Genomic DNA, 19,184 nt, shown 5'->3' on the forward strand with positions numbered 1-19,184 from the left:
CCCGGACTGCGGGTAGCCGGCGCGCGGAGGCATGGGCTGACCCGACGCGGGATGAACGGCCTCGGGCCGAGGCGGATAGGCAGGCTGGCGGCTGCCCGGTTGGCCGGAGACAGGCCGGTCAGCACCGGGTTGCGTCGGCACCGCCTGCGAACGCCCCGGAGCCTGACCCGCCGACGGCGATCCGTAAGCACCCTGACCTGCCGACTGAGGCCCGCGGCCACCGGCCTGCCCAGGTCCGTGGGATCCGGGCCCGGCGGGCTGGCCCGGCGCGTGAGAGCCGGAGAAGGCCTGTCCCGGCGACTGGGGATAAGCGGGCGAAGGCGCCGCCGAGCGAGACGGGGTCATGCGCGTCGGCTGTGGTGCGGGACGGGCCTGGGCGGGCGTGCCGCGCTCAGGCGGCGACGGGCGCAGGTCGAACGGCGTGTCCTCCCGCCCGTCGCGCTGGCCGGGGGCCACGCCGGGACGGGACGGGAAGGCATCGGAGGGCGCCGGGCGGGCGCTGCCGTAGACCCCGGCCGAGGGCGAAACCGGGCGCGGCCCGCCCGAAGGAGCCTGCCGACGGCCCTGATAAGGCTCGGACCCGTACGGGCCCGGCGGCTGTGGGGGAGCGGAGCCTTGCGGCGGCGAAGTGTGGCCGGGTGTGACCGGAACCTGACCGCCGCCGCGGAATTGTGGTGGGCGCGGCCCGGCCTCGCGCATCTGGGCCTCGCGGAACTGCACCGCATCGCGGTAGGACCCGCCCGCCGTCGCGGGCGGGGCGCCGTAGGCGGGAGCATCCCCACGCCGCTGCTCGGGCATCGCCCCGGCCGGCCGGTTCCAGAGCGGCTCCTCCCGGCGCGGCGACCCCTGCGAAGACGGCGAGCCAGAAGACGAGGAAGACGGCGAGCCAGAGGACGAGGAAGACGGCGAGCCAGAGGACGAGGAAGACGGCGAATCAGAGGACGAGGAAGACGAGGAAGACGAGGAAGACGGCGAGGCCCACGAGGCCGGCGCCGAGGTCGACCCCGAGTCGGAGGCCTCGTAGACCGGCGTGTGCACGGCCTTGCGCTTGCCCGGATCGCCCGGATACCGCTGCCCGGGCTGCGGCTCCCACTCCCAAGTGATCTCGTACACCCAGGCCGGTTCGTCGGCCCACGAGCCCCAGCCGCTCATCGGGCACCCACGAGAGGGCCCGGCGAATGGCGACGCTCCGTCACGGCGAACTTCCACTTCTGGTCGAAATTGTGCGGCGGGCGTCCGGCCAAGATGGGTAGAGTCGCCCGGCTCTACTTCAGGGAAGGAGATTAACGGCGTGGACGGGCTCGACGCCAGCGTGCCGACGATCTCCCCGTACCGTCCGTTGAGCGCCTCCGTCGCTACTTTCGGTGCACTGATGTGGTCGGGTTTCCGGCGCTACGCGACCTATCGGCAGGCCACGCTGGCCGGATCGTTCACCAACATAGTCTTCGGCTTTCTTCGCTGCTACGTGCTCCTGGCCGTCGCGGCGGGCGCGGCCGGGGGCCTGGCCGGCGGCTACGACCGGCGGCAGCTGGCGACCTTCGTCTGGGTGGGCCAGGGGTTACTCAACGTGGTCGGGATTTGGGGCTGGAACGACCTCGCGGAGCGCATCCGCACCGGTGACATCGCCGCCGATCTGTTGCGGCCGGTCCCGCCGGTGACCGCCTATTTGGCTGCCGACCTGGGCCGCAGCGGCTATCAGATGCTCACCCGGTTCGCGCCGCCGGTGATCGTCGGGGCGCTGGTGTTTCCGCTGGTCGCCCCGTCGAGATGGCAGACGGTGCCGCTTTTCGCAGCTTCTGTGTCGCTGGCCGTTATCGGGAGTTTCGGCTGCCGTTATTTGGTCAACGCGACCGCGTACTGGCTCGGCGACGCCCGCGGCCCGCTCATGTTCTGGACGCTTGGCTCGGGTGTGCTGGCCGGCCTCTTCTTCCCGTTGCGCCTGCTCCCGGAGTGGCTGACGATCACGCTCTGGGTCGCCACGCCGATTCCGGGGCTGTTGCAGACGCCGCTTGACGTGCTGGTCGAGCGGGACGGCCCGGCGTTGCAGGCGGGGCTGGTCGCGCTGCAGGCGATCTGGGCAGTGATCATGGTCGCACTGGCGAGCCTGGTGCAGCGCCGCGCCGAGCGCAAACTGGTCGTGCAGGGTGGATAAGGCCAGGCCGTACGGGGCTCTCATCGCCGGCCGGTTCCGCAGCGCCACGGCGTACAGGGCCTCTTTCGCCGTTGAATTGATCACCAATGCGGGCGGCACGGCGGTCGACGTCTCCACGGTCTTCGTGCTCTTCCACACAGCCAAGGTCGTCGGCGGCTTCACGCTCGGTGAGGCGCTGATGATGACCGGGCTGACCGCGTCCGGTTTCGTGCTCGCCGACCTCACCGTCGGCAACGTCGACCAGCTCAAGACGTACGTACGGATGGGCACGCTGGACGCCGTGCTGGTGCGCCCGCTGGCCGTGCTGCCCCAGCTCGTGATCGCCGACCTGCCCCTGCGCAAGCTGATGCGCTTCGTCGTCGGGCTCGCCGTCCTGATCGTCGCGATCGCGGCCAACGACATCACGTGGACGCCGGGCAAGGTAATCCTGCTGGTCACGGCCCCGCTCGCCGGTGCTGTGTTCTTCGGGTCGATCTTCGTGCTGAGCGCCAGCCTGGCCTTCTGGTGGGTCGAGTCGGGCGAGGTCGGGGCGGCCTTCACGTACGGCGGGCGCGACTTCACCTCGTACCCGATCACGGTTTACGGCGGCTGGTTCCGCGCGATTTTCGCGTACGGGCTGGGCTTCGGTTTTGTGAGTTATCACCCGGCACTGACGCTGCTCGGGCGCGCGGACCCGCTCGGTCTGCCGGCCTGGGCGGGTTATCTGTCGCCGCTGGTGGCGCTGGTCGCCGCGGGGATCGCCGGGCTCGTCTGGAGGACTGGCGTGCGGCATTACCGGAGCACCGGCTCATGATCGAGATGAAGGATCTGCGCAAAGAGTTCACCGTACGGGTCAAGACGGGCCGCTTCCGCCGGGAGAAACGCCTGCTCGCGGCGGTCGACGGGGTCAGCCTGGCGATAGCCGCGGGCGAGATGGTGGGCTATATCGGGCCGAACGGCGCCGGCAAGTCGACCACGCTCAAGATGCTGACCGGCGTGCTCTCCCCGTCCGGCGGCGAGGTCTCGGTGTGCGGGCTCAGCCCGGTGCCGCAGCGGACCAGGCTGGCCCTGCGGATCGGTGTCGTGTTCGGTCAGCGCTCGCAGCTGTGGTGGGATCTGCCCCTGCGCGAGTCGTTCGGGCTGCTCCGGCACGTCTATCGGGTGCCCGCGGCCGACCACGAGTCCCGCCTGCGCCGCTGCCGTGACCTGCTCGATCTCGACGCGTTCATGGACACCCCCGTACGCCAGTTGTCGCTCGGCCAGCGCATGCGCGGCGAGCTGACGGCGGCCCTGCTGCACGGTCCCGAGGTGCTGTTCCTCGACGAGCCGACGATCGGGCTCGACGTGGTGAGCAAGCAGGCGGTGCGCTCGTTCCTGGGCGAGCTGGGTCAGGCCGGTGACACCACGCTCGTGCTCACGACCCACGACCTGGCCGACATCGAGCGGCTGTGCCGGCGGCTGGTCGTGATCGATCACGGCCGGGTAGTGCACGACGGCACGATCGAGGACCTTCATTCCCGGTACGGGTCCAGGCGCCGGCTGGTCGCCGACCTCGAGGCGCCCCTGCCCCCGGATTTCGCGCTGCCCGGCGCCACCCTGCTCGCGGCCGAGGCCGACGGCCACCGCGTGACGTTCGCGCTCGAGTCGATCGCGGCCGGGGCGGCGGTCGCGGCCCTGGTCACCGCGGCCCCCGTACGGGATCTGTCAGTCGTCGAGCCCGAGATCGAGGACGTCGTGGCCCGCCTCTACACCGACTCGCGTTAGCGGTGCTCCATCACGAGGACGGCCCAGGACGGCTCCAGCGCCTCGTAATGGTGATCGACGTCGCCCGGGAAGGTCACGTAGTCGCCCGGCCCGAGCTCGACCTGCTCGCCGACCGGGCCCGCCTTGATCCGCCCGGACGCCAGCACGATGTGCTCGACGCTGCCCGGGATGTGGGCCAGCGCGTCGCGGGCCTGACCGGGCTCCAGCTCCATCACGTAGAGGTCGCGCCGGGTGTGCGGGGACCCAGCCGCGAGCAGGGTCGCCACGAAGTCGGCCTCGTCGGCCTGCAATCGCGGCCCCTCGCCGGCCCGGATGACCCGGACCCGCGTCTCGGGCGGCTCGACCAGGCGGCTGAACGGCACGCCGAGCGCCACCCCGAGCGACCACAGCGTCTCGATGCTCGGGTTGCCGGTGCCCGCCTCGAGCTGCGACAGCGTCGACTTGGCCAGCCCGGCCCGGCGGGCGAGTTCGGTCAGCGAGATGCCGGCCCGTTCCCGCTCCCGGCGCAGGGCGGCGGCAATCGTGGCGAGCGGCGGGGCCGGTTCGTGCAATGTTCGCTCCATCGATCGGATTGTTCGGTTTGACGAACGCGCTCGGCGTCGTTCAGTATTTCGAACCATGCGTACGATACAGCGAACGCTGCTCCGGGACGCGGCCGCCATCGCCGCGGCCATGGTGGCGGTCGGCGCCTCCTTCGGGGCCATCGCCATCGCGTACGGGCTGCCGGTGTGGGTGCCGTTCCTCATGTCCACGGTCGTGTTCGCCGGCGGAGCGCAGTTCCTCGCGGTCGGCCTGCTCGCCGCCAGCCCCGTCGCCGCGGTGCTGGCCGGCCTGCTGCTCAACGCCCGCCACCTCCCGTTCGGCATGGCGATCGGCAGCAGCATGGGCACCAGTTGGCGCGAACGCCTGATCGGCAGCCACCTGATGACCGACGAGGTGGTGGCCTTCACCTTGGCCGAGGACGACCCGGTGCAGCGCCGCCGGACGTACTGGCTGATCGGCGTCACCCTGTTCACGTCGTGGAACCTCGGCACCGCCCTCGGCGTCCTGCTCGGCACCGCCGTCGGCGACTACGAGACGCTCGGCCTCGACGCCGCCTTCCCGGCCGCGCTGATCGCCCTGATCCTGCCCTCGCTGCGCGACCGTCCGACCCGCGTCGTCGCGCTCACCGGCGCTGCCGTGGCCGTCCTGGCCACCCCCGTGCTGCCCGCCGGCCTGCCCGTCCTGTGCGCCCTGCTGGGCCTGCTGACCCTGCTCCGCCCGAGGCGGGCCGCCGCATGATGCTCGCCGCGATCATCGTGCTCGGCATCGGCACCTACACGATGCGCCTCGGTGGCGTGCTGCTGCGTGAGCGCATTGAGCTCTCGGACAACCTGCAACGCCTGCTCCCGATGGCCGCCGCCGCGCTGCTGACCGCCCTGGCCGCCACCTCGACGCTGATGGCCGGCAGCGGCTTCGCCGGCGTGGCCCGCCCGGCCGGCGTCGCCGTCGGGGCCCTGCTGGCCTGGCGCAAGGCCCCGTTTGTCGTCGTGGTCGTGGCCGCCGCGGCCACCGCAGCCCTGCTCCGACTTGCGGGAATCGAATAGCGCCGATATCCACAGTCCCGGGTTATCCACAGCCCCGCTGCCCTGCCGCCGCAGAGATCGCGATTTTCCGTCACACTTGTGGCCGTGGCGGGGGAGACCCCCCTGGGAGCGGCGGGTTATATAGGCCGAGATCAACTAGCGATGACGATCAACGGCGAGCCAGCCAGACAGTTCGCTCGGTGCGCACGCTCAGGTCGTCCCGGCCGTGCAGTCCCGCGATCACCTGGTCCAGCCCCGGCACGCGCTCACCCAGTCGCCCCAGCGACACCTCCGCATACCGCACCACGGCAGCAGGCAAGGGCGGCGACAGCATGATGTCGAACCGCCGCTCGGCCACATCGCTGAAGCCGGCGCGCGAGGCCAGATCGCCCCAGTTCTCGTGCATGTGCATCCCCGCCTCGTGCCGGGCCTTGTCCGCCTCGGCGTGGGCCTGCGCCTCCAGCTCCTCGTCCGGCGTCCCCACCAGGAAGCGCGGGAACGAGTCGAGTTCGGCGATCACCAGCAGCCCGCCGGGCCGGAGCGCGGCGTGGGCCGAGGTCAGCGCGAACGACGGGTCGGCCATGTGGTGCATCGACGCCGACGCCCAGACCACGTCGGCCGGGCCGAGGGCGGGCCACGGCTGGTCGAGGTCGGCCTCGACCGTACGGATCCGGTCGCCCAGCCCTTCGGCGGCGGCGCGGGCCCGCAGGTGGGCCAGCATCTCGGGGGACACGTCGACCGCGGTGACCCGGGCCCCGGGCAGTTCGCGGGCCAGGGCCAGCGACCCCGTGCCGCTGCCCGCGCCGAGATCGATGACCTCGGGGGCGTCGACGGACGAGCGGCCGACAAGGGCGATCAGCTCGCGGTGATAGTCGCTCAGAACCTCGGCGTCCAGGTCGAGCATTTCGATCAGGTGGTCGTGTGCCATGCCTCGAAGGTAGAGGCCGTTTGCGCCGACGACACGAAACCTTGCCGATATCGCAAGAAGACTAGATGGCCTGGCCGAGCTCGACCTTCGGCTTGGGCACCCGCATGCGGCGGAACGTCAGGCCCCGCATCACGCCGTAGATCTGCAGCGAGCCGACCCGCTGGGTGGTGCCGGGGAAGCGCTCGTTGACCAGGCGCTTGACCTTGCGCGAGATCAGCACGCTGTCGACGATCACGCCGAGGGCCAGCATCAGCCACAGCAGGTTGCTGGCGAGCTGGACGGCGGGGATCTGCACGGTCGAGCCGATCAGCACGATCAGCGCGCCGCCGAAGAAGTAGGTGCCGACCGTGCGGCGGCTGTCGATGATGTCGCGGACCAGCGAGCGCTCGGGGCCGCGGTCACGCGCCAGCAGGTAGCGCTCGTCACCGGCCCGCATGCCCGCGGAGGCCTCGGCCCGCTCGGCCCGCTGCCGCTCGCGCATCTGCTTGAGCTGCTCGCGGCGGTTGGCCGGGGCGGCCTCGGCGCCCACGCGGCGGCCGGTCGCCGTGCGCTTGGGCGTGACGACGCCGAGTTCCTTCTTGCTGGGGGTGTAGCCCTTGGGGCGCGGCTCGGCCGGCGTCACCTCCTCCTCGATCTCGGGAGTGGCGACGTCGGACTGCTTGCGGCGAAAAAGCGAGGGCACGCTCAGAGAGTAGCCAAGCGGCGCGGTGTGATTCACACCGCGCCGCTGATAGTGATGAAACTGAAGGGCTAGAGGCGCTCGACGTGGGCGCCGAGCGCCGCCAGCTTGCCCTCGAAGTCCTCGTAGCCGCGGTTGATCAGGTCGACGCCGTAGACGCGCGAGGTGCCCTCGGCGGCCAGCGCCGCGATCAGGTGGGCGAAGCCGGCCCGCAGGTCGGGGATCACCAGGTCGGCCGCGTGCAGCTTGGACGGGCCGGCGATGACGGCGGAGTGCTTGAAGTTGCGGCGGCCGAACCGGCACGGGGTGCCACCCAGGCAGTCGCGGTAGACCTGGATCGTCGCGCCCATCTGGTTGAGCGCGTCGGTGTAGCCCAGCCGCTGCTCGTAGACGGTCTCGTGCATGATCGACAGGCCGCGGGCCTGGGTCAGCGCGACCACCAGGGGCTGCTGCCAGTCGGTCATGAAGCCGGGGTGCACGTCGGTCTCGAGCGCGACGGCCTGCAGCTCGTGGCCGGGGTGCCAGAACTTGATGCCGCCCTCGGCGCCGGTCACGCCCGCGCGGGCCACCCGGTCGTCGGTGATCTGGAACTCGCCGCCGATCGACCGGAAGACGTTGAGGAACGTCATCATGTCCTGCTGACGGGCGCCGAGCACCTCGATCTCGCCCTTGGTCGCGAGCGCGGCGGCGGCCCAGCTGGCGGCCTCGATCCGGTCGGGGATCGGCTTGTGCTGGTAGCCGTGCAGCCGCGGCACACCCTGGATCTCGATGACCCGGTCGGTGTGCACCGTGATGATCGCGCCCATCTTCTGCAGGACGCAGATCAGGTCGATGATCTCGGGCTCGATGGCCGCGTTGCGCAGCTCGGTGACACCCTCGGCCCGTACGGCGGTCAGCAGCACCTGCTCGGTGGCGCCGACGCTCGGGTAGGGCAGCTCGAGCTTGGCGCCCTTGAGGCCGTGGGGCGCGCTCAGGTGCATGCCCTCGGGCGTCTTGTCGACGACCGCGCCGAACTCGCGCAGCGCCTGGATGTGGAAGTCGATCGGGCGCGGGCCGATGTGGCAGCCGCCGAGGTCGGGGATGAACGCGTGACCCAGGCGGTGCAGCAGCGGGCCGCAGAACAGGATCGGGATGCGGCTCGAGCCGGCGTGCACGTTGATCTCGTCGGTGCTGGCGCTCTCCACATTTGTGGGGTCCATGACGATCTCGCCGTCGTCGGCACCGTCGCTGACCTTGACGCCGTGCAGTTCGAGCAGGCCGCGGACGACCTCGACGTCGCGGATGCGCGGGACGTCGAACAGGACGCTCGGGGTCTCGCCCAGCAGGGCGGCCACCATCGCCTTGGAAACAAGATTTTTGGCGCCACGGACCCGGATCTGACCCTGCAGCGGCGTACCGCCGTGCACGACCAAGACGTCGTCGGTCAACGTAACCTCCAGCCGGCGGGCGTCAGTGGGCGCCCGAAGATGATCGAGGGGCAAGGGGACGGGCAGGGGTACCCGTTCTTGCAACCGGGGAAGCATAGCGCTGAGTGACAGACGCGCCAGTCGTCAAACGCCCGGGCTGGCACGAAACCCTGATGATTAAGACAACAGAAAGGTAGCTTCGCGCTCAGCGGATCTTGTTGATCACGGTGCGTTACGGCAGGGCGAGCATCTGGTCCAGTGCGACACGCGCGTTGGCCGCCGTTTCCTCGTCCACCGTGATGACGTTCGGCACCCGGCCGGCCACCAGTTCCTCCAGCGCCCACACCAGGTGGGGGAGGTCGATACGGTTCATGGTCGAGCAGTAGCAGACCGTACGGTCGAGGAACATGATCTGCTTGTCGGGGTGCGCCAGAGCCAGCCGCCGTACGAGGTTGAGCTCGGTGCCGACCGCCCAGGCCGACCCGGACGGGGCCGCGTCCAGCGCCTTGATGATGTATTCGGTCGAGCCCACCTGGTCGGCCGCCCGCACGACGTCGTGGCGGCACTCGGGGTGCACCAGCACGTTGACCCCGGGCACCCGCTCGCGCACCTCGCGCACGCTGTCGAGCGTGAAGCGGCCGTGCACCGAGCAGTGCCCCCGCCACAGGATCATGCGGGCGTCACGCAGCTCGTCGTCGGTCAGGCCGCCCCCGGGCTTGTGCGGGTCGTAGAGCACACAGTCGTCGAGATCGAATCCCATCTCCAGGACGGCCGTGTTGCGTCCCAGGTGCTGGTCGGGCAGGAAGAACACCTTGCTGCCCTGCTCGAACGACCAGGTCAGGGCGCGCTTGGCGTTCGACGACGTGCAGACCACGCCCTTGTTGCGGCCCACGAAGCCCTTGATGTCGGCCGACGAGTTCATGTAGGTCACCGGGACGACGTCGGCGGCGATCCCCAGATCCTCGAAGCGCTCCCACGCGGTCTCGACCTGGCCCAGCACGGCCATGTCGGCCATCGAGCAGCCGGCCGCCAGGTCGGGCAGGATGACCCGCTGCCGGGCGGTGGTGAGGATGTCGGCGCTCTCGGCCATGAAGTGCACGCCGCAGAACACGATGAACTCGGCGTCGGGCCGGGCCGCGGCCTGCTGCGCCAGCTTGAAGGAGTCGCCGGTGACGTCGGCGAACTGGATGACCTCGTCGCGCTGGTAGTGGTGGCCGAGCACGAAGACGCGGTCGCCCAGCGCGGCCTTGGCGGCGGTGGCCCGGGCGACCAGGTCGGGGTCGCTCGGCGCGGGCAGATCGCCCGGGCAGTCGACGCCGCGCTCGGAGGCGGGGTCGGTGCCCCGGCCCAGCAGGAGCAGGGCGGTGGCGGTGTTCGAGGGCTCGGTCCAGGTCGACGTCACATTCGCCATCGTCGCACAAGGCAGGACCGGTAACGGAGTCACAAGAAACACAGCCTTCAGTCCTGTTACGGGCGGTGGGTGGGGAGGCGGACGTGGCCTGCCACACTCATACGCGTGCGCGTACTGATCTGTCCGGACAAGTTCGCCGGCACCCTGTCCGCCCCCGAGGTCGCCCAGGCAGTCGTCGATGGCTGGGCCGGACCCGACGACCTGATCAAAAGGCCCCTCTCCGACGGCGGCCCCGGGTTCGTCGAGGTGCTCGCGAGCGCGCTGCCCGGCCGCCGCGTCCCGGTGCCGACGGTCGACCCGCTCGGGCGTCCGGTCCAGGGCGAGATCCTGCTCTCCGGTCCGACGGCCTACATCGAGAGCGCGCATGCCTGCGGTCTGCATCTGCTCACTGCCGAGGAGCGAGACCCCAACAGCGCTTCCTCGTACGGGTTGGGCCTGCTCCTGCTGGCGGCGGTCGAAGCGGGCGCGACCGAGGTCGTGATCGGCCTCGGGGGTTCCGCGGTCAACGACGCCGGGGCCGGCATGCTGGCCGCGCTGGGCGCCGCGCCGGTCGACATTGCCGGGTACGCCCTGCCGTACGGGGGCGCCTATCTGAACGCGGCGGCCGCGCTCGGTGGCGTGCCCCGGTTGCGGCAGGTCAGCCTGATCGCCGCCACCGACGTCGACAACCCGCTGACCGGCCTGCAGGGCGCGAGCAACGTCTTCGGCCCGCAGAAGGGTGCGAGCCGCGAGGACGTCTACCGCCTCGACGCCGCCCTGGAGCAGTTCGCCGGCGTACTGGAAAAGGCTTTCGGGGTCGAGGATCTGCAGCGGGTCCCCGGTGGTGGCGCGGCGGGCGGGATCGGCGCGGCCCTGATCGCCCTCGGCGGCCGCGTGGTGTCGGGGATCGGCCTGGTCAGCACGGCCATCGGGCTCGAGAAGGAGCTCGACGCGGCCGACCTGGTGATCACCGGAGAGGGATCTTTCGACCACCAGTCGCTGCGCGGCAAGGTGGTGGCCGGCATCGCGAACGCCGCCCGCGACCGGGGCCTGCCCTGCGTCGTGCTGGCCGGGCGCAACGAGACGGGCTATCGCGAGGCCGCCGCGGCCGGTGTCACCGAGACGTATTCCCTCACCGAGCACTTCGGCAGCACTGATTTGGCGATGAACGAACCCGGGCGCGGACTGCGCGAGCTGGCACAACGCCTGAGTGAGCAGTGGAGCAGGTGAACTGGGACACCCGGATTGGGAATCTTCGGGAATGGGGCTAGCGTTGGCCAGTACGGCAGATCTGTCCGCACTTGCAGGGAGATAACGCAGTGACCACTGAACAGCACACCGAGTCGGCCGAGGCCACCGCCCCGACCACTGTCCTCCTGACCGATGTCGCCGCAGTGAAGGTCAAGGCCCTGATCGAGCAGGAAGGCCGCGACGACCTGCGCCTGCGCATCGCGGTTCAGCCCGGTGGCTGCTCCGGCCTGCGTTACCAGCTGTTCTTCGACGAGCGGTCGCTCGACGGTGACGTCGTCAACGACTTCGGCGGTGTCGAGGTCGTCGTCGACCGCATGAGCGCCCCCTACCTGGCCGGCGCCACGATCGACTTCGCCGACCGGATCGACGCGCAGGGCTTCACGATCGACAACCCGAACGCGCAGAACTCCTGCGCCTGTGGCGACTCGTTCCACTGATCCACGCCACGCAGCAAGAATCTCTCAGCAGGCCGTCCCGTTAACGGGGCGGCCTGCTGCGTGTAACCCAGCCGGTAGGCTGCGTACGTAAGCCCCCCGTTCCCGAAAACTCCGAGGGCCCTCATGAAGATCGCCGTGACCGGTTCGATCGCCACCGACCACCTGATGCACTTCCCGGGGCGGTTCGCCGACCAGCTCATCGCCGACCAGCTGCACAAGGTCTCGCTCTCGTTCCTCGTCGACGACCTGGTGGTCCGGCGCGGCGGCGTGGCCAGCAACATCTCGTTCGGCATGGGCAAGCTGGGTCTGCGGCCGATCCTGGTGGGCGCGGTCGGCGCCGACTTCGCCGACTACCGGTCCTGGCTCGAGCGCCACGGCGTCGACTGCGACTCGGTGCACGTGAGCGAGGTCGCGCACACGGCCCGCTTCGTCTGCACCACCGACGACGACCTCAACCAGATCGCCTCGTTCTACGCGGGCGCCATGGCCGAGGCCCGCAACATCGAGCTCTCGCCGGTCGACCAGCGCGCGGGCGGCCTCGACCTCGTGCTGATCAGCGCGAACGACCCGGCCGCGATGATCCGCCACTCGCAGGAGTGCCGGGCCCGCGGCTTCAAGTTCGCCGCCGACCCGTCGCAGCAGCTCGCCCGCATGGACGGCAGCGACGTGCTCACCCTGATCACCGGCGCCGACTACCTGCTGACCAACGAGTACGAGCGCTCGCTGCTCGAGACCAAGGCCGGCCTCACCTCCGAGCAGGTCCTCGAGCAGGTCAAGATCCGGGTCACCACGCTCGGCAAGGACGGCGTCGAGATCACCGGCCGCGACATCGAGCGCATCCATGTGCCGGTCGCGCGGGACGTGCTGGCCGAGGACCCGACCGGCGTCGGCGACGGCTTCCGGGCCGGCTTCTTCAGCGCGGTCTCGTGGGGGCTCGGCCTCGAGCGGGCGGCCCAGGTCGGCTCGCTGGTGGCGGCGCTCGTGCTCGAGTCGGTCGGCCCCCAGGAGTACGACATCCGCGCCGAGGACTTCGCCAAGCGCTTCGCCGACTCGTACGGCGACGCCGCGGCCGCCGAGATCAGGGCCTACCTTCCGGCCTGATCAGGCGCATGGTCTGATCGGAGTCATGGTCTTAGCGGTCTTCGCCGGTCTGCCCGGTGTCGGAAAGAGCACGCTTGCCGCGCGGGTGGCCACTGAGCTGCCCGCGTGCGTGCTGGCGGTCGACACCGTCGACTTCGCGCTCCAGCGATACGAGGTGGTCGAGCCGAGACCCGGTTTCGCCGCGTACGGGACGGTGGCCGCGCTGGCCGAGGTGCAGCTCGGCATGGGTCACCACGTGATCATCGACGCGGTCAGCCCGGTCAAGGCGGCCCGCCAGCTGTGGGTCGACGTGGCCGAGCGGGCCGGCGTGCCGCTGCGCGTGGTCGAGGTGGTGGTCGGTGACGACGCCGAGCATCGCCGCCGGGTCGAGAAGCGCTACGAGACCCGCGACCACGACGGCGTGCCCGACTGGGTGCGGGTCCTCGAGCGCCAGGCGGAATACGAGCCGTACCTGGGCCCGCGCCTGGTCGTCGACACGCATCTGGCCAAGGAGCCGGTCGGGGCGATCGTCCAGTATCTCAGCCTTTAGGCAGGTCGAAGGGGCGGCTGGCTGGGGTGGTCGGACGGGCTCGTCAGCTGAGCCGGCGGACGTCGAACGTGTTCGCCGCCGGGGAGCCCACGTACTCCTGCTTCTTCATGCGGCACCAGGCCGGGATGTCGTTCGCGGCGGCCGGGTCGTCGGCCAGCACCCGGACGATCCCGCCGACCTCGACCCGGCCGATCGTCCGGGCCAGCTTGATCACCGGCAGCGGGCACTTCTGACCCAGGCAGTCGAGCTCGATCACATTCCCGCCGCCCGCCGGATGGTCTCGACCAGGCCCGGCAGCACGGCCAGGAACCGGTCGACGTCGGCCTCGGTCGTGCCGCGGTGCAGCGAGACCCGTACGTTGCCGTGGCTGAGCACGCCCATCGCCTCGAGCACGTGGCTGGGCCGCAGCGTCGACGCCGTGCACGACGAGCCCGACGAGACCGCGAAGCCGGCCCGGTCGAGCGCGTGCAGCAGGGCCTCCCCGTCGACGTAGAGGCACGAGAACGTGACCAGGTGCGGCAGCCGCTGCTCGGGATCGCCGACCACCTCGACGTCGGGCACCAGCTCGGGCACACGCGCGCGGATGCGGTCGACCAGCGCGCTCAGCCGTACGGCCTCGGCCTTTGCCTCGGCCCGGACGGCGCGCAGACTCGCCGCGGCGGCGACCACCGCGGGCAGATCGACGCTCCCGGGCGTCCCGGGGCGATAAAGATCATCCTGCGGGTACGGGGAGATCCAGCGCACACCTTTGCGCACAACCAGCACTCCGACACCCGGCGGGCCACCCCACTTGTGTGCGCTCGCGCTCAGCAGCGACCAGCCCGGCGGCACGTCGGCCCGGCCCACCGACTGGGCGGCGTCGACGAAGAGCGGCACGCCGGCCTCGGCGCAGTACGCGGCCGCCGCCGCCACCGGCTGCACCGTGCCCACCTCGTGACTCGCGCTGATCAGCGAGGCCAGCGCCACCCCGGGCGCGGCGACGGCCCGCTCCCAGGCGTCCAGGTCGAGGCGGCCCAGCCGGTCGACCCCGACCTCGGCCGCCTTGCCCCGGGCGGCCGCGTGCAGGACGGCCGAGTGCTCGATCGCGGAATGCACCAGCGTGTCGCCCTTGCGGGCCCGCCCGGCGAGCCCCCCGAGCACGGCGGCCTGCGCGGCGGCCGTGCCCGAGGGCCAGAAGGAGACCTCGTCGGCCCGCACGCCCAAGGCCTCGGCGAAAGCGGCCCGGGCCGCGTCGGAGAGCTGCTGCGCCCGCCGGCCCGCGGCATAGAGGCGCGCCGGGTCGGCCCAGCCGTCCTCGAGCGCGGCCAGCAGCGCCTCGCGGGTCACCGGATGCAGTGGACTCGCGGTCGCCGCGTCGAGGTATGCGGCCGGACCAGCGGGATCGCCCGTGTATTCCACCCCAGGAACGGTATCCTCCGAATGTCGAGGGGCATATGCGCGCGCTCGAAGATCGGACCCCCGCAAAGGTGTGTCAGGGCCTGGTCGAGTAGTGTGCGACCGTCGGTAACGCCTGGCCACTCGTGTCCGTTTCGGGCGGGAGGCGGCGCTGCTAAGGAGGCAAAAGCAGGTGAGCGCAAAGAGTTCGGCCGCGCGGTCGCGAGCTGCAGTCCGGATCGCCGGGCTCGGTCTCAGCGGCACGGCGCTGCTGATGCTGCTCTCGGGATGTTCGCTTGAGGGCGTCGGAAGCGCCTTCGGCCACTTCGGATGGCCCGGCAAGGGCATCACCCTGCAGGCGCACAAGATGTACGACCTGTGGATCGCCTCGACGATCGCGGCGTTGATCGTCGGCGTCTTCGTGTGGGGCCTGATCTTCTGGTGCATCATCCGGTATCGCAAGCGCGGCGACGAGCTGCCCGTGCAGACCCGGTTCAACATGCCGATGGAGGTCCTCTACACGGTCACCCCGGTGCTGATCGTGGCGATCCTCTTCTACTACACGGCGATCGTGCAGACCGACGTGGACAAGCTCTCGAAGAACCCCGACCAGGTCGTCGAGGTCGTCGCGTTCAAGTGGAACTGGCAGTTCAACTACCGCGACGGCATGGGTAAGGACGCCGGCACGGTCGCCTCGACAGTCGGCTCGTCCGACGTCATCCCGATCCTGGTCCTCCCGACCAACGAAAAGATCCGGTTCGAGGAGACGAGCAAGGACGTCATCCACTCGTTCTGGGTCCCCGAGATCCTGTTCAAGCGGGACGTCTTCCCGGGCAGTGTGCGCAACACCTTCGAGATCACTCTCGACAAGGAGGGCCGCTACGTCGGCCGCTGCGCCGAGCTCTGCGGGACGTATCACGCCTTCATGAACTTCGAGCTCGTCGTGGTCTCACCCGAGCGGTTCGATCAGTTCCTGGCGGCCAAGCGGGACGGGTCCTCCACGCAGGAGGCCATGGCCGCGATCGGCTTCACCGGCGATCAGATGTACGCGACGACGACCGAGCCGTTCGACACGCGGCGCCAGAAGAACAACTGGAACCAGCGTGGCGCGGTCGCGGCCGGCACGGGCGCCGCCGCGACGGCCGGGAAGTAGGGGAACGTGCGTACCGAATACAAGATCTTCGCGGGTGTGGCCGTCTTCCTCTTCGGCGCGTCCGTCGTCTACGGCTTCTACACCCACGGGGCCACCGGCCATCTGGAGTGGATCGGCACGGTCGCGCTGATCCTGTCCGGCCTGCTCTGCTCGATGTGCGGCGGCTTCTTCTGGTTCGTCGCCCGGCGCATCGACCTGCGCCCGGAGGACCGCGAGGACGGCGAGATCGCCGAGGGCGCCGGCGAGATCGGCTTCTTCAGCCCGGGCAGCTACTGGCCGTTCGGGATCGCACTGTCGGCCACGATCGCCGGTCTCGGCCTGGTCTTCTGGCTGTGGTGGCTGCTGGCCCTGGGCCTGATCATGGTGATCGCGTCGTCCAGCGCCATGATCTTCGAGTACTACACGGGCACGCGGCACCCCGCGGAGCACTGAGCCGAAGCTTTTGTGAAGAAGCCCGCGCCCCTCGGGGACGCGGGCTTCTTTGTGTTTGTCAGGCTGCGCGGCGTTGCTGGGGGAGGACGGGAGTGCGGCCCGGCCACAGGTGGGCTATGACGGGGGTGACCACCTCGGCGGCGCCGCAGCGCCGGCAGACCAGCTCCTCGACCTCGCCGTCCGGGGTCGCCGGCACCTCGAACAACATGTCGCTGTCACAGATGACGCAGCGGGGTTCCTGATATGACACGGGTGGCCTCCTCTTCGCCGGAAGGTGGATTACCCGAAACTGATTCCGACGCTGCCACGTAAATCAGGCATATGGGAGCATTCGCGGCGGCGTGTCCGCTGTGAAATTGCTCGGACGTGCCTACTCGGCGGCTTTGGCCTTCTGGGCCGCATCCACCCAGCGGGCCAGCTGAGCCGTCGCGGCGCCCGAGTCGATCGTCTCTTGGGCCCGGGCTATTCCGGCCCGCAGCGTGTCTCTCAGGTCGCCGGGGAAGCCTCCGTGCGCGGCCAGGGCGGCCGCCGCGTTGAGCACGACCGCGTCACGCACCGGGCCGGCCTCGCCGGCGAACGTCCGGTGGGCCACGTCGGCGTTGAACGGGGTGTCGCCGCCCCGCAGGGCGCCCGGCTCGCTGCGCGGCAGGCCCAGCTCGACGGCGTCGATCACGTGCTCGGTGACCTCGCCGTCCTTGGCCTGCCAGAGGCGGGTGGGTGCGCAGGTGGTGAACTCGTCGAGCCCGTCCTCGCCCCGCATCACCAGCGCCGAGTCGCCGCGCCGGGCGAACACGGCCGCCATCACCGGGGCCATCCGCAGGTCGAAGCAGCCGACCGCGGCCGCCGTGGGCCGGGCCGGGTTGGTCAGCGGGCCCAGCACGTTGAAGAACGTGGGCACACCCAGCTCGCGCCGCGTCACGGCGGCGTGCCGCATGCCGGGGTGGAAGCGGGCCGCGAAGCAGAAGCCCATGCCGGCGTCGGTCACCGTGCTCACGACGCCGTCGGGGCCCAGGTCGAGCGGGATGCCGAAATGCTCGAGGAGGTCGGCCGTGCCGGTGCTGGACGAGGCGGAGCGATTGCCGTGCTTGACCACCGTCACACCCGAGGCGGCTGTGATGATCGCCGCCATCGTCGAGATGTTCACGGTGTTGGCCCGGTCGCCACCCGTGCCGACCACGTCGACCGCGTCGGTGCGCACAGCCTCGGGCAGCTCGACCAGGGTCGCGCTGGCCAGCATGGCCTCGACCAGGCCGGCCAGCTCGCCCGGGGTCTCGCCCTTGGCCCGCAGCGCGATCGCGAAGCCGGCGATCTGGGCCGGTGTGACGTTGCCGGCCATGATCTCGCCCATGGCCCAGGCCGTGTCGGGGGTCTCGAGCTCCTCGCCCCGCAGCAGGGCACTCGTCAGGTTCGGCCAGGTGCGTGCGCCCACAGCAGGGGCCCTTTCGTCTGGGGGACTAACCGAGCTTGCCGAGCGTGCCCAGGGGGATCGCGCCGTTGCGGCGGGCGCGGAGCATGGCGGCGACGGTCTGGCCGGTGGTGACCGGGTCGAGCGGCGCGACCAGGGTCTGGTCGACCTGCGCGTACGCCGCGAGCCAGCGGTCGGCGGCCCGGGCGATGACGACGCAGACGGGCGGGGGCGTGGCGTACTCGTCCTTGGTCTGGCGGGCGATGCCCATGCCACCCGCGGGGGCGGCCTCGCCGTCGAGCACCATCAAGTCGATCTCGTACTTGTCGAGCAGGTCGCGGCAGTCCTCCCAGGTGGAGGCGTCGGCGAACTCGACCTTGAGGTCGGCCGCGGGCCGCACCCCGATCGCCATCCGGATGCGGTCGCGCACGGCGGCGTCGTCGCTGTACAGGAGGACCGTGTACTGAGTCGGTTCGTCGCTCATAATGTGCCCCGGTTCACGTCGTAGGTGCCCGCCGATCGTAACGGAACCGTTTACGGGGTGTCGGACCCCGGTCCTCGGGTGTCGGCGGGTCCCCCGTTTGTGATCTTGGCAGCATCCGGGCGGGGCGGCTCGGTGTGCTCCCCGGCCTCCTGGCGGGCCTGCTCGGCGGCCTCCTCGGCCTCCTGGCGGTCCAGCGCGCGGTCGATCCGGCGGGCCTCGCGTTCCGACTGCTTGACCCACTGCAGGATCAGAATGCCCAGCATGGTGACGCTGACGATCTCGCCCCCGGCCCACAGGATGCCCCCGGCCGTGACCTGGTCGGCCGCCGGGTCGAGCCAGCTCAGGCCCAGGCTGGGGTAGTAGTCGCCGGCCAGCAGCGTCTTGCTCTGCATGATCGTCAGGCCGAGCACGGTGTGGAACGGCACCGACAGCACCATCAGCAGCGCGCGGCCGGGATAGGGCCAGCGGTTGGGCAGCGGGTCCAGGCCCAGCAGCGGCCAGAAGAACAGGCAGCCGGTGATGATGAAGTGGACGTGGATGAACTCGTGCAGCCACGAGTGCAGCAGCGTCTGCCGATAGAGGTCGGTGAAGTACAGGACGAACGGGTTGGCCACGAAGATTCCGAACGCGACCAGCGGAAACGTCAGCACGCGGGCGACCCGGCTGTGCACGACGGCGAGCAGCTTCTTGCGGGGCGCGGCGGGCAGCGTGCGCAGGGCCAGGGTCACCGGCGCGCCGAGGGCCAGGAAGATCGGGCCGACCATCGAGAGCACCATGTGCTGGACCATGTGCACCGAGATCAGCGTGGTGTCGTACGCCTCGATGCCGGTCACCGAGACCGCCGCGATCGAGCCGAGTCCACCGGCGACGAACGCCACCGTGCGGGCAGGCGGCCAGGCGTCGCCCCGCTGGCGCAGCCGATACACGCCGTAGCCGTAGAGCGCCGCGGCGACCAGCAGGAAGAGCGCGATCAGGCTGCCGAGGTGGAGCTCCGTGAAGAACACGCCCGGAGTGAACGGCGGAAGAACAGTATCCCCGCTCGCGGCGACGAGTGTGGGCGTTTCGGCTAGGTGCACCACTCGAGGCTAGGCCTACCCGGTCGGTGCCCAATCTTCCGGGCTGCAACTGATGCGACGAATTCGACCCCCCGCAGCA

22 protein-coding genes are annotated in these 19,184 nt (G+C 70.6%); 11 read left to right on the forward strand and 11 right to left on the reverse strand.

Translation table 11 applies throughout. The features are described 5' to 3' along the window. The first annotated feature begins 1,291 nt into the window (after positions 1–1,291). From JKJ07_RS19340 to JKJ07_RS19350, 3 genes are read left to right on the forward strand one after another with little or no spacing between them, the layout of a single operon-like run. Positions 1,292–2,152 (forward strand): ABC transporter permease, encoded by an 861-nt coding sequence (locus JKJ07_RS19340; protein WP_307834325.1) that lies wholly within the window; start codon positions 1,292–1,294, stop codon positions 2,150–2,152. Next, positions 2,145–2,945, forward strand: a complete 801-nt coding sequence (locus tag JKJ07_RS19345; protein WP_202992987.1) for an ABC transporter permease — start codon at positions 2,145–2,147, stop codon at positions 2,943–2,945. The genes JKJ07_RS19340 and JKJ07_RS19345 overlap by 8 nt, the downstream gene beginning before the upstream one ends. Next, positions 2,942–3,895 carry an ABC transporter ATP-binding protein gene (locus JKJ07_RS19350; protein ID WP_202992988.1) on the forward strand — a complete coding sequence of 318 codons (954 nt, stop codon included), beginning with the start codon at positions 2,942–2,944 and terminating at the stop codon, positions 3,893–3,895. The genes JKJ07_RS19345 and JKJ07_RS19350 overlap by 4 nt, the downstream gene beginning before the upstream one ends. Here the strand turns inward: JKJ07_RS19350 and JKJ07_RS19355 are convergent. Then, complete coding sequence (locus JKJ07_RS19355; RefSeq protein WP_202992989.1) at positions 3,892–4,458, reverse strand: helix-turn-helix domain-containing protein; 567 nt, start codon at positions 4,456–4,458, stop codon at positions 3,892–3,894. The two genes, JKJ07_RS19350 and JKJ07_RS19355, sit on opposite strands and share 4 nt — an antisense overlap. 55 nt (positions 4,459–4,513) lie before the next feature. Here JKJ07_RS19355 and JKJ07_RS19360 point away from each other — a divergent pair, with 55 nt between their 5' ends. Both JKJ07_RS19360 and JKJ07_RS19365 read left to right on the forward strand, forming a co-directional pair. Continuing rightward, on the forward strand, positions 4,514–5,176 hold the full coding sequence (locus JKJ07_RS19360) for an AzlC family ABC transporter permease (protein ID WP_202992990.1): 663 nt from the start codon (positions 4,514–4,516) through the stop codon (positions 5,174–5,176). Beyond that, positions 5,173–5,481, forward strand: a complete 309-nt coding sequence (locus JKJ07_RS19365) for an AzlD domain-containing protein (RefSeq protein ID WP_202992991.1) — start codon at positions 5,173–5,175, stop codon at positions 5,479–5,481. Before JKJ07_RS19360 ends, JKJ07_RS19365 begins: the two co-directional genes overlap by 4 nt. A gap of 148 nt (positions 5,482–5,629) precedes the next feature. Here JKJ07_RS19365 and JKJ07_RS19370 read toward each other — a convergent pair whose 3' ends face one another. The 4 genes from JKJ07_RS19370 to nadA form a co-directional block, all read right to left on the reverse strand. Continuing rightward, positions 5,630–6,388, reverse strand: coding sequence for a class I SAM-dependent methyltransferase (locus tag JKJ07_RS19370; protein WP_202992992.1), 759 nt, complete (start codon positions 6,386–6,388; stop codon positions 5,630–5,632). Positions 6,389–6,449: 61 nt separating this feature from the next. Next, on the reverse strand, positions 6,450–7,070 hold the full coding sequence (locus JKJ07_RS19375) for a DUF3043 domain-containing protein (protein ID WP_202992993.1): 621 nt from the start codon (positions 7,068–7,070) through the stop codon (positions 6,450–6,452). Between the two features lie 68 nt (positions 7,071–7,138). After that, positions 7,139–8,494 carry a UDP-N-acetylglucosamine 1-carboxyvinyltransferase gene (gene murA / locus JKJ07_RS19380; protein ID WP_202992994.1) on the reverse strand — a complete coding sequence of 452 codons (1,356 nt, stop codon included), beginning with the start codon at positions 8,492–8,494 and terminating at the stop codon, positions 7,139–7,141. A 211-nt stretch (positions 8,495–8,705) separates the two neighbouring features. Further along, the gene (nadA, locus tag JKJ07_RS19385) at positions 8,706–9,884 is read right to left on the reverse strand and encodes a quinolinate synthase NadA (protein WP_236029331.1); all 1,179 of its coding nucleotides are present in this window, start codon (positions 9,882–9,884) and stop codon (positions 8,706–8,708) included. Between the two features lie 105 nt (positions 9,885–9,989). On the opposite strand from nadA, the gene JKJ07_RS19390 reads away from it, so the two are divergent. The 4 genes from JKJ07_RS19390 to JKJ07_RS19405 all read left to right on the forward strand — a co-directional run bounded on the left by JKJ07_RS19390 (position 9,990) and on the right by JKJ07_RS19405 (position 13,181). After that, positions 9,990–11,093, forward strand: coding sequence for a glycerate kinase family protein (locus JKJ07_RS19390; protein WP_202992996.1), 1,104 nt, complete (start codon positions 9,990–9,992; stop codon positions 11,091–11,093). An 89-nt stretch (positions 11,094–11,182) separates the two neighbouring features. Beyond that, positions 11,183–11,551, forward strand: a complete 369-nt coding sequence (gene erpA, locus JKJ07_RS19395; RefSeq protein ID WP_202992997.1) for an iron-sulfur cluster insertion protein ErpA — start codon at positions 11,183–11,185, stop codon at positions 11,549–11,551. A gap of 123 nt (positions 11,552–11,674) precedes the next feature. Beyond that, positions 11,675–12,652: a carbohydrate kinase family protein gene (locus tag JKJ07_RS19400; RefSeq protein WP_202992998.1), complete on the forward strand. Its 978-nt coding sequence runs from the start codon at positions 11,675–11,677 to the stop codon at positions 12,650–12,652. A 25-nt stretch (positions 12,653–12,677) separates the two neighbouring features. After that, entirely contained in the window at positions 12,678–13,181 is a 504-nt protein-coding gene (locus JKJ07_RS19405) for a P-loop nucleotide/nucleoside kinase family protein (RefSeq protein ID WP_202992999.1), read from the forward strand. A gap of 43 nt (positions 13,182–13,224) precedes the next feature. Here the strand turns inward: JKJ07_RS19405 and JKJ07_RS19410 are convergent, their stop codons facing one another. Together JKJ07_RS19410 and JKJ07_RS19415 are read right to left on the reverse strand one after the other, a co-directional pair. Continuing rightward, a complete protein-coding gene (locus JKJ07_RS19410; protein WP_202993000.1) occupies positions 13,225–13,437 on the reverse strand; it encodes a sulfurtransferase TusA family protein in 213 nt (70 codons plus the stop codon). Further along, positions 13,434–14,579, reverse strand: a complete 1,146-nt coding sequence (locus JKJ07_RS19415) for a cysteine desulfurase family protein (protein WP_202993001.1) — start codon at positions 14,577–14,579, stop codon at positions 13,434–13,436. Before JKJ07_RS19415 ends, JKJ07_RS19410 begins: the two co-directional genes overlap by 4 nt. Before the next feature lie 250 nt (positions 14,580–14,829). Here JKJ07_RS19415 and ctaC point away from each other — a divergent pair, with 250 nt between their 5' ends. Together ctaC and JKJ07_RS19425 are read left to right on the forward strand one after the other, a co-directional pair. Continuing rightward, complete coding sequence (ctaC, locus tag JKJ07_RS19420) at positions 14,830–15,708, forward strand: aa3-type cytochrome oxidase subunit II (RefSeq protein WP_202993313.1); 879 nt, start codon at positions 14,830–14,832, stop codon at positions 15,706–15,708. Positions 15,709–15,714: 6 nt separating this feature from the next. After that, the gene (locus JKJ07_RS19425; protein WP_202993002.1) at positions 15,715–16,140 is read left to right on the forward strand and encodes a cytochrome c oxidase subunit 4; all 426 of its coding nucleotides are present in this window, start codon (positions 15,715–15,717) and stop codon (positions 16,138–16,140) included. A 58-nt stretch (positions 16,141–16,198) separates the two neighbouring features. Here the strand turns inward: JKJ07_RS19425 and JKJ07_RS19430 are convergent, their stop codons facing one another. The 4 genes from JKJ07_RS19430 to JKJ07_RS19445 form a co-directional block, all read right to left on the reverse strand. Next, positions 16,199–16,390 (reverse strand): hypothetical protein, encoded by a 192-nt coding sequence (locus JKJ07_RS19430; RefSeq protein WP_202993003.1) that lies wholly within the window; start codon positions 16,388–16,390, stop codon positions 16,199–16,201. Positions 16,391–16,510: 120 nt separating this feature from the next. Then, a complete protein-coding gene (gene trpD / locus JKJ07_RS19435) occupies positions 16,511–17,569 on the reverse strand; it encodes an anthranilate phosphoribosyltransferase (protein WP_202993004.1) in 1,059 nt (352 codons plus the stop codon). Between the two features lie 25 nt (positions 17,570–17,594). After that, entirely contained in the window at positions 17,595–18,029 is a 435-nt protein-coding gene (locus JKJ07_RS19440; RefSeq protein ID WP_202993005.1) for a hypothetical protein, read from the reverse strand. A gap of 50 nt (positions 18,030–18,079) precedes the next feature. After that, positions 18,080–19,108, reverse strand: coding sequence for a cytochrome c oxidase assembly protein (locus tag JKJ07_RS19445; protein WP_202993006.1), 1,029 nt, complete (start codon positions 19,106–19,108; stop codon positions 18,080–18,082). Positions 19,109–19,184 lie beyond the last annotated feature (76 nt).

It is taken from the genome of Paractinoplanes lichenicola, from assembly GCF_016785085.1.
GTDB lineage: Bacteria > Actinomycetota > Actinomycetes > Mycobacteriales > Micromonosporaceae > Actinoplanes > Actinoplanes lichenicola.

Coding starts and splice junctions, on each gene's coding strand:
- JKJ07_RS19370 (WP_202992992.1), bottom strand. CDS start 6,388: ATGGCACACGACCACCTGATCGAAATGCTCGACCTGGACGCCGAGGTT.
- JKJ07_RS19360 (WP_202992990.1), top strand. CDS start 4,514: ATGCGTACGATACAGCGAACGCTGCTCCGGGACGCGGCCGCCATCGCC.
- JKJ07_RS19350 (WP_202992988.1), top strand. CDS start 2,942: ATGATCGAGATGAAGGATCTGCGCAAAGAGTTCACCGTACGGGTCAAG.
- ctaC (WP_202993313.1), top strand. CDS start 14,830: ATGCTGCTCTCGGGATGTTCGCTTGAGGGCGTCGGAAGCGCCTTCGGC.
- JKJ07_RS19400 (WP_202992998.1), top strand. CDS start 11,675: ATGAAGATCGCCGTGACCGGTTCGATCGCCACCGACCACCTGATGCAC.
- JKJ07_RS19405 (WP_202992999.1), top strand. CDS start 12,678: ATGGTCTTAGCGGTCTTCGCCGGTCTGCCCGGTGTCGGAAAGAGCACG.
- JKJ07_RS19365 (WP_202992991.1), top strand. CDS start 5,173: ATGATGCTCGCCGCGATCATCGTGCTCGGCATCGGCACCTACACGATG.
- nadA (WP_236029331.1), bottom strand. CDS start 9,884: ATGGCGAATGTGACGTCGACCTGGACCGAGCCCTCGAACACCGCCACC.
- JKJ07_RS19355 (WP_202992989.1), bottom strand. CDS start 4,458: ATGGAGCGAACATTGCACGAACCGGCCCCGCCGCTCGCCACGATTGCC.
- JKJ07_RS19440 (WP_202993005.1), bottom strand. CDS start 18,029: ATGAGCGACGAACCGACTCAGTACACGGTCCTCCTGTACAGCGACGAC.